This is a genomic window from Nocardia sp. NPDC005998 (assembly GCF_040614395.1).
In the GTDB taxonomy this organism is placed as follows: domain Bacteria; phylum Actinomycetota; class Actinomycetes; order Mycobacteriales; family Mycobacteriaceae; genus Nocardia.
In genome coordinates, this window is the sequence record NZ_JBEXUI010000063.1 from 23,858 (window position 1) to 32,721 (window position 8,864).

Annotated in this window: 8 protein-coding genes and 1 tRNA gene; 5 read left to right on the forward strand and 4 right to left on the reverse strand. The window is 67.3% G+C overall.

The features are described 5' to 3' along the window. Positions 1-152: 152 nt before the first annotated feature. Positions 153-2,579 (reverse strand): protein kinase, encoded by a 2,427-nt coding sequence (locus ABZ293_RS40135; RefSeq protein WP_355189586.1) that lies wholly within the window; start codon positions 2,577-2,579, stop codon positions 153-155. 216 nt (positions 2,580-2,795) lie between these two features. Between ABZ293_RS40135 and ABZ293_RS40140 the strand changes: the two genes are divergently transcribed. Together ABZ293_RS40140 and ABZ293_RS40145 are read left to right on the forward strand one after the other, a co-directional pair. Continuing rightward, the gene (locus tag ABZ293_RS40140; protein ID WP_355189587.1) at positions 2,796-3,206 is read left to right on the forward strand and encodes a DUF1707 domain-containing protein; all 411 of its coding nucleotides are present in this window, start codon (positions 2,796-2,798) and stop codon (positions 3,204-3,206) included. Next, positions 3,206-3,544: a hypothetical protein gene (locus tag ABZ293_RS40145; protein WP_355189588.1), complete on the forward strand. Its 339-nt coding sequence runs from the start codon at positions 3,206-3,208 to the stop codon at positions 3,542-3,544. Before ABZ293_RS40140 ends, ABZ293_RS40145 begins: the two co-directional genes overlap by 1 nt. A gap of 162 nt (positions 3,545-3,706) precedes the next feature. On the opposite strand, the gene ABZ293_RS40150 is transcribed toward ABZ293_RS40145, so the two are convergent. Then, complete coding sequence (locus tag ABZ293_RS40150; RefSeq protein WP_355189589.1) at positions 3,707-4,735, reverse strand: hypothetical protein; 1,029 nt, start codon at positions 4,733-4,735, stop codon at positions 3,707-3,709. Between ABZ293_RS40150 and ABZ293_RS40155 the strand changes: the two genes are divergently transcribed. Further along, on the forward strand, positions 4,734-4,934 hold the full coding sequence (locus tag ABZ293_RS40155) for a hypothetical protein (RefSeq protein WP_355189590.1): 201 nt from the start codon (positions 4,734-4,736) through the stop codon (positions 4,932-4,934). The two genes, ABZ293_RS40150 and ABZ293_RS40155, sit on opposite strands and share 2 nt — an antisense overlap. 189 nt (positions 4,935-5,123) lie before the next feature. On the opposite strand, the gene lat is transcribed toward ABZ293_RS40155, so the two are convergent. Next, positions 5,124-6,473 (reverse strand): L-lysine 6-transaminase, encoded by a 1,350-nt coding sequence (gene lat, locus ABZ293_RS40160; RefSeq protein ID WP_355189591.1) that lies wholly within the window; start codon positions 6,471-6,473, stop codon positions 5,124-5,126. Positions 6,474-6,539: 66 nt separating this feature from the next. Continuing rightward, entirely contained in the window at positions 6,540-6,992 is a 453-nt protein-coding gene (locus ABZ293_RS40165; RefSeq protein ID WP_040686931.1) for an Lrp/AsnC family transcriptional regulator, read from the reverse strand. Between the two features lie 109 nt (positions 6,993-7,101). On the opposite strand from ABZ293_RS40165, the gene ABZ293_RS40170 reads away from it, so the two are divergent. Both ABZ293_RS40170 and ABZ293_RS40175 read left to right on the forward strand, forming a co-directional pair. Continuing rightward, positions 7,102-8,631: an aldehyde dehydrogenase family protein gene (locus ABZ293_RS40170; protein WP_355189592.1), complete on the forward strand. Its 1,530-nt coding sequence runs from the start codon at positions 7,102-7,104 to the stop codon at positions 8,629-8,631. 74 nt (positions 8,632-8,705) lie between these two features. Then, positions 8,706-8,779, forward strand: a tRNA-Met gene (locus ABZ293_RS40175). The last annotated feature ends 85 nt before the right edge of the window (positions 8,780-8,864 follow it).

The following is an 8,864-nucleotide window of genomic DNA, read 5'->3' on the forward strand; positions in this document are numbered from 1 at the left end:
ATGTACAGATGGTCCGGCCACCAACCGGGATGCCCCCGACCGGGCAGGTCCACCGCGATGGGTGCCCCGTCCAGTGCCAGCGCCATTGCTCCGGCTCATCGCCACTGAGCGAAAGATCCACTGCCCCAAGCCAAGTGTTCGCCTGGCGACTCCTACTTACCCGGCTTGAAACGGTTGCCGTGACCGGGCTTGCCATTGTTCGGCTTATCGTCGGCCGAATCGCTGTTGCCCGAGTTGCCGGGTGCAGCTGGGCCGGCGGCCGATTGCCCGGCGTCGGGTTTCGGGCTGCCCTCAGCAGGCTGCGTTGGGATCCAGGTCGCTACGTGGCCACCTGCGGAACGACACGTGAGCGGGGTGCCGTCACCGGCGACGGCATTGCCGTCCACATCGGGATTGCACGGCTGTTCGGCGACCGGGATCGACGCGTTGGGCGCCGCCGCATGGGCCGACTCGGCCGGGGCCGATCCCAGTGCCGGGCCGGGATGCGACGGCGTCGGCCGGGCGGATGACGGTGCCGCCGGTGTCGTTTCGGCTCCGGGCCGCCCCAGCCAGAGCGCGAACCCGATCAGGGCGACAAGCGCCGCGATGGCGGCAGCCGCGTGCCCCGGCCCGACTATCCACTCGCCCTCGCGACCAGCCCACGGCTCGATGTCCCGCGCCCGTGCACCCGCACCCCCTCGTTTCCGCGCACCTACATCCCCTGCTTCCACCCCACCCCACTCGACCACACCCCACTCGACCACACCCCGCGCCGCAACCGCACCCCGCTCCCCCACAGCAGCCTTCGGCGATTCGCCCCCACCCGCACCGAGCGCTCCAACCGCACCCACACCCCGCAAGCCCACCGGCCCCACATCCCGCGAGCCGACCGTGACTACACCTCGCGACCCGACCGCACCCGCACTCCGAGACTCGACCGCACCCCCATCCGGCGCCTCAACCGCCCCCAGCACCCCCGACTCAACCGCCCCCTGCACCCGCGACTCGACCACACCCACATCCCGCGACCCCACCGCCGCCACTCTCGGTGACTCCGCCGCACCCGCGCCCCACGACCCAACTGCGGCAGCGCCCGGTGACCCCACCGCGCACCGTGACGCGGACACAGGCACACCCAGCAACCCGGCCGGGCGCTGCCCCCGCGACCCGACCGCAGCCCCACCTGGCGACCCAACCTGAGCCCTGCCTTGCGCCCCCACCACCGATGCATCCGGCGACCCGACCGCAGCCGCACTGGGCGACCCAACCGCCCACCGCGACTCGGACACAGGCAAACCCAGCAACCCGGCCGCACCCGCACCCCACGACTCGACCACACCCGCAACCGACCCAGCCGCGTCCCCGCCCGGCCACCCGACGTCACCAGCGCCCCGTACCCCGACGGCGCTCGTACCCTGTGCCGCACCCGGGTACCGCGGCTCCACTGCAGCCGCACCCAACGACTCGTCCCCACCTGCCCACTGCGGCTCGGACACAGACACACCCCGGGTCCCGACCGCGGCCGCACCCTGCGCATCCATCGGATCCGTGCCCGGCGACTCCATCGCGACCCCACCCAACGACTCCACCCCACCCGCACACCGTGTGTCGGACTCAGCTGCCCCCAGGGACTCCACCCCGCTCACGCACCGCGACCCGAACTCAGCCCCGCCCGACGACTCCACCCCGTCCACATCCCGCGCCCCGACAACATCCCCCTGCCACCCATCGGGCAGCGGGCGGGTAATGGACACAGTCCTCGCTGCGATCTCGACGGTCGATGCCTCTTGACCGGTGACCGCGGCATAGGCGGCAGATGCGAACTCGCCTGCGCTGGACCAGCGTTGGTCGGGGTCCTTGGCCATGGCTCGGGCGATGGCGGCATCGAGCGCAGGAGGCACAGCGGGATTCAGAGCGGCGGCGCGGGGTGGATCGGCGAGCAGGTGGGCGTGGAATTGCTGCGGCGAATCGATATTGCCGAAAGGTCGTTCGCCGGTGAGGCATTCGTGCAGGACGCAGGCCAGTGAGTATTGGTCGGCGCGGGCGTCGGTGATGCCGCTGAAGCGTTCCGGCGCCATATACGCCAGGGTGCCGACCACATTGCCGTGGGATGTGATGGCTGGCTGATCGATCCGCTGCGCGATGCCGAAATCGATCAGTCGGACGAAACCGCAGGGACTGACCATGATGTTGGACGGTTTGACGTCGCGGTGCACCAACCCCGCCCGGTGGGCGGTATCGAGCGCCATCGCGGTCTGTCCGATGATCGCCACCGCCATGGCCGGGGACATCGGCCCGTCGCGACGCAGCAGGGCGGCGACGTCGGTGCCCTCGATGAACTCCATGTCGATATACAGGCGGCCGTCGAGTTCGCCGAAGTTGTGGATCGGCACCATATGTGGCCCAGGAGCGTGGGCCGCCAGGCGGGCCTCCCTGGTGAACCGCAGCCGATAGGTCGGATCCGCGGCATGCGTCGCGGCCAGCACCTTCAGCGCCACATCACGGTCGGCGACGGTATCGCGAGCGAGCCAGACCTGCCCGGTACCGCCGCTGCCGAGCAACCGGTCGAGGCGGTAGTGACCGAACCGCGTCTCGCCCATTCGAAACCTCCCGATAGCCTTGCACTCATCTTCGAGTTACCCGAAATCCTCACCGGCTCCACATAATCCGCGAAACTGATGCGGCGGCCGACCGATCATGCCGCAACCCGGCGCGTCAGATCGCGAAATCGCCGACCGCGCCGCTGCTGCATGCCACGACGGCGCTACTGCGAGACGGCGAGATCGGGTACGGCGATAGCCGCTAGCCTTGCTGCTATGAGTGACGTGCCCGAGATCCGCATCGGCACCGCGGAGCGTGAGCAAGCGATGCAGCGACTCTCCGATCATTTCGCCGCCGGGCGGCTCAGCGTGGCCGAGTTCGACGAGCGCAGCGCCGCGGTCGCGGCCGCGCTGACCCGAGGTGACCTGGACAAAGTCTTCGTCGACCTGCCCGGCCCCGCCCCCGCCGCCGCGGTCCCCGCCAAACGCGACGGTTTCCTCGACGAATGGCCGGAGCGAGTGATGGCGGTGATCCCGATCCTCGCCGTCATCCTCTTCTTCGCCACCGGCAGTTGGCTCTGGTTCCTGGCCATCCCATTGGCGGGCGCACTGCTGTTCGGCAACCGGCATGAGCACCAGCAGCGCCGCCGCCCGCGCCGCCGCGGCCGCAGGGAGATCGAGGAATAGTGGAACCCGTCGAAATCAATGCGGGCACCTGGTACCTGCGCGCACTGCGCGCCGACGACCGCATCGATGACCGCCCCGCCCTGGCCGACGGCGGCATCACCGATCCGGACTATGTCGCCCGTCGCACCGCACAGTGGGCCGAGGAAACCAACTTCTCCTGGGCCGTCTGCGAACCCACCACGGCCGAATTGGTCGCGGAGATCGTGGTGACCCCCGGCGCCGACGATACCGCTGAACTCACCGGCTGGGCCCGCCCCGGATATGAAACCGCCCTCGACACGGGCACGACGGCGGTCCGCCGCTTCGTCGAAGGCGGCCTCGGTCTCCGACTGCGCTGAGCCGGTAGCCAATTGACCAACGGCAGCAGCACACAGACGCCGGTACCGCTGCTGCAGAAGCGGATCGGCGGGCCCGAGCATGACAGAAAGGCCGTTCCGGTTGTCGGAAACGGCCTTTCGTGCCCCATGAATACCCGCGCCGCTACGTCGCGCGCTACCCACTCAGCGCATGACCCCGGTGTGGCCGGTGGAATAGCGACCCGGCTGCGGCCAGATGGTGAGCCCGTGCGCCCCACGCCCAACAGGTATGCGCGCCAACAGATTCCAGTTCACGATATCGATTGCGTAGACCTCACCGTGATGGCGACCGGATACCCAGAAAACCCGCCCGTCCGCGGAGATATTGCCCATATCCGGACTGCCGCCGCCCGGGATGAACCACTTGTGCACCAGCTTGTTCTCGGCGAAATCCCACACCGAGATGCTGCCCTCGTGCCGGTTGGTGATGAGCAGCTGTTTGGAATCGCGGGTGACGTACAAACCGTGCGCCCCCTTGCCGGTCGGCACGAAACCGGTGTTCTCCCACGATGATGCGTCGATCGTGTAGATGCCGTCGGCGACCATATCGGCAACGAAGAAGGTGCGTCCGTCCGGCGAGAGCTTGACGTCCTGCGGTTTACCGCCGCGACCGTCCGGCAGATCGATCATCTTGACAACCGTGCGCTCGGCGACATCGAACACCAGCATCCGGCCGATGAATTCACAACTGGCCAAGGCGAATCGGCCGTCAGCGGTGAAGTCCATATGGTCGATGCCGGCGCAGTCGGGCACCGCGAGCGCGTGCACCTGCTGCCAGGTGTGCGGATCGTAGAAGTCCAGCGACTTGTCCGCCTCGGCGACGACGAGTGCGTATTGGCCGTCCGGCGTGAAGTACATGTTGTAGGGATCGCGGACCGGGAATGGTTCACCGGGTTCACCGGTGCGCGGATCGATCGGCAGCAGGCTGCCACCGCCGATCGGCAGATCATTGGTCACATACAGCGTCTGCATGTCATAGGACGGCACCACATGCTGTGGCTCCCGGCCGCCCGCCGGATAGCTGTCGATCACCTGGAAGGTGCCCGGATCGATCACCGTGACCGAATGCGATTCGCTATTGGGCACATAGACCAGGGACCGATGGTCGGCCACCGCCGGACTCAGCTCCCGGTCCGCGGCATAGACGTCGGTCGGCGACAGCGGTGGCGGCATGCCGGGTAGCAGTTTTTCCAGATTCGGCGGCGCCGCGCTGGCGGCGACGACCGGCCTGGAGGGTGGCGGATTCGCCACACCTGCCGATCCGGCCTCACTGGAGGCACACCCCGCGACCGTCACGAGGACGGTCAGCGAGGCGACCAGTGAATGGATGGCGGACCTGCTGGTCTCGCCGTTCGGTGCGCAGCTTCGGTGATTGCGCTGTCGGTTCACGCGCTGCACCGTGCCAGGAGGTGGTGAAGACGAGATGACATGGGTGCGAAGCCTAGGCGTTGCCGCCCGGATTCCGCAGCATCCCCGCCGACGTGGGACGGATTGCCCGAATCATCCGGAAATGTGTACTCGGGCAGTCGAACTTCCGATCGTGGCCGAATACCCGACGCTACTAGCCCGCGTCGCTGAGCACCCGCTCGAGCGCATCGACCGCGGCATCCAATTCGGCCTCGGTGACGGTGAGCGGCGGCCGGAAGCGAATGCCACGCTCGCCCGTGCCGAGGATCAGCACACGCTCGCGTTCCCACAGCGCGGTCAGCAGCTCGTCCCGCAGTTCGGTCGTGGCGAGCGTGATCGCGCACATCAGCCCGCGCCCGCGCGGCTCGGTGATCCGAGGATGGTCCGCGGAAAGCTGCTCCAGACGCCGCAGCAGATGCGCGCCGAGCGCCCGCGATCGCTCGATCAGCTCGTCGCGCTCGAGCACCTCGAGAATGCGCCGGGCGCGCACCATATCGGTGAGGTTGCCGCCCCAGGTGGAGTTCAGCCGGGAGCTGACGACGAAGACGTTATCGGGCACCTCGTCCACCCGACCGCCTGCCATCACGCCACAGACCTGGGTCTTCTTACCGAATACGACCACATCCGGTTCGAGCCCGAGTTGCTGGTAGGCCCAAGTGGTTCCGGTCATGCCGACACCGGTCTGCACCTCGTCGAGGATGAACAGCGCATCGTGCTCATGGCAGAGTCGCTGCACGGCCTGCAGGAATTCCGGACGCAGATGGCGGTCGCCGCCCTCGCCCTGGATCGGCTCGGCAATGAAACATGCTATGTCGTTCGGATTTTCGGCGAAGGCGCGACGCATCTGGTCGAGCGCGTTCGTCTCGGCGGCGACGATATCGACGCCGTCGGCGAGGTAGGGCGCATCAATGCGCGGCCAATCGAACTTGGGGAAGCGCGCCACCTTCACCGGATCGGTGTTGGTCAGCGACATGGTGTAGCCGGTGCGGCCGTGGAACGCTCCGGTCAGATGCAGCACCTTGGTACCGAGTTCCGGTGCCCGGCCGTGGGATTCGTTATGCCTGCTCTTCCAGTCGAACGCGACCTTGAGCGCGTTCTCCACCGCGAGTCCGCCGCCTTCGATGAAGAACAGGTGCGGTAGCCGGGGGTCGCCGAGTACCCGCACGAAGGTCTCCACGAAGCGGGCCATTTCGACGGTATAGATATCGGAGTTGCTCGGCTTGTTGAGCGCGGCCACGCCCAGATCGGCACGGAACTCTTCGTCATCGGCCAAGGCGGGATGGTTCATGCCAAGGGCATTCGAGGCGAAGAAGCCGAACATGTCGAGGTAGGAGCTGCCGTCTCGTTCGTCGACGATACGGCAGCCACGGGATTTCCGTAGATCCAGCACCAAGTCGAATCCGTCGGCAAGGATGTGCGCCGACAGGATCTCGTGTACCCGGGTGGCGGGGGCGACAGGTGCAGTGCCACTCCCCGCGCGGGTGCGCTCCAGTTCGATGGTCACATCCGTAGGGTACGGAAATCTTTACGAAAGATCTACATAACAAACGTACTAATTACGGTTCGGCGGCTATCTGTCGTAGAATGTCTGCAAGATGATGGTGCTTCGAGTTCTCACGTTGGCGGTCGCCCTGATCTCCTGTAGCAACTGCTCGAGGTGCCGAGGAGAGGCCACCCGCACCAGCAGCACGTAACTCTCGTCACCGGCCACGGAGTGGCATGCCTCGATACCCGGGATATGTTGCAGCACGGCAGGCGCGTCATCGGGTTGCGAGGGGTCGAGAGGAGTGATGGCGACGAATGCCGACAACAGTTGTCCGAGCGCCTCGGGGTCGACATGCGCGGTATACCCGCGAATCACCCCGCGCGCCTCTAATCTGCGGACCCGCGATTGCACAGCCGACACCGATAGGCTCGCCTTCTCGGCCAGATTCGACAGGGTGGCGCGACCATCGGCCATCAGTTCACGAATCAGCAGTCGATCGATGTCATCGAGTACGGGTCTTGCCGGTGTATCCGCCATCAGCGAAGGCTAACCCAGCGGACGCTGCTCGGTGCAAAAACTTTCAGTCGTTAACTCGCCGTACCCATCCGAGACCGTCCAGCGACCCAAAGCCACAGCGGAGCAACCGATGACACACACGCTCGACCACCATCTGACCAAGGATCTCGCCGCCCGCGCGGCACAGCTGCTGCACACGCTCGGCGCGCAGCAGCCGGTAGCGGGGGAGTTACCGGCGCGTACCCCGATCACCGGTGGCACGCTGACGACCCTGCGCGCCGATGCCCTCGACGAGGTGGATGCCGCGATCGACAGAGCGGCACGGGCATTCCGCGATTGGCGCGCCGTGCCAGCGCCGGTGCGCGCCGCCGTGGTGCGGCGGCTGGCCGAACTGCTCACCGCGCACAAGGCCGAACTCGGCGAACTGGTCACCCTGGAGGCGGGGAAGATCGGCGCCGAGGCGGTCGGCGAGGTGCAGGAGATGATCGACATCTGCGAGTTCGCGATCGGGTTGTCACGGCAGCTGTACGGCAGGACCATGCCATCGGAGCGGCCGGGGCATCGACTGATGGAGACCTGGCATCCGCTCGGCGTGGTCGGGGTGATCTCGGCCTTCAACTTCCCCGTCGCGGTGTGGGCGTGGAATACCGCGATCGCGCTGGTCTGCGGTGACACGGTGGTGTGGAAGCCGTCGGAGACGACACCACTGACCGCACTTGCCTGCCACACCCTGTTGCGCCGCGCGGCCGCCGATGTCGGCGCGGATCCCGAAGTGCACCAACTGATCCAGGGCGGTGCGGAAGTCGGGTCCAGGCTGGTCGACGACGAGCGCGTCGCGCTGGTCAGCGCGACCGGTTCGGTGCGGATGGGTCGCATCGTCGCACCACGGGTGGCCGCTCGATTCGGGCGGTGCCTGCTGGAGCTGGGTGGCAACAACGGTGCGATCGTCACGCCGACAGCGGATCTGGAGCTGGCGGCGCGCGGTATCGTCTTCGCCGCGGCGGGCACGGCCGGGCAGCGCTGTACGACATTGCGGCGGCTGATCGCGCACGCCGATATCGTCGGACCGCTGCTCGATCGGGTCGCTGGCGCGTATCGACAACTGCGCGTGGGCAATCCGCTCGATGACGGCGTGCTGGTCGGCCCGCTTGTCAATGGCCGGGCCTACGAAGGTATGCGCGCGGCGATCGACCGCGCACTGGCCGACGGCGGCGAACTGGTATGCGGCGGTGAGCGCGTAGACGGCTTCGGCGACGACGCCTTCTACGTGCGGCCCGCGATCGTGCGCATGCCCGCCCAGACCGCCGTGGTTCGCGAGGAGACCTTCGCACCGATCCTGTACGTGCTGACCTACCACGATTTCGACGCCGCCGTCGCCATGCACAACGGTGTGCCACAGGGGCTTTCCTCCGCCGTCTTCACCGGCGACCAGCGCGAGGCCGAACGCTTCCTCGCCGCCGACGGCTCGGACTGCGGCATCGCCAATGTCAATATCGGCACCTCCGGCGCGGAGATCGGCGGCGCGTTCGGCGGTGAGAAGCAAACCGGCGGTGGACGGGAGTCCGGCTCGGATTCGTGGAAGGCGTATATGCGTCGAGCCACCAACACCGTCAACTTCTCCGACCAGCTGCCCCTCGCCCAGGGCATCCAATTCGGCTGAGCCGCGACCAGTTCGGCCCCGCGATAAATCACTCGCGCCGCCTCGCCGCCCCTGCGTACCCTCGAAAGCGACGACGCAGGGTGGAGCAGCTAGGTAGCTCGCTGGGCTCATAATCCAGAGGTCGCAGGTTCGAATCCTGTCCCTGCCACTAATGGTCCGGGCCAGTCGGTTTGCAAACCGACTGCACACCGTGGCTCGCGCCGCGGAAATGAGCACGATCCGGCTGCCGCTGG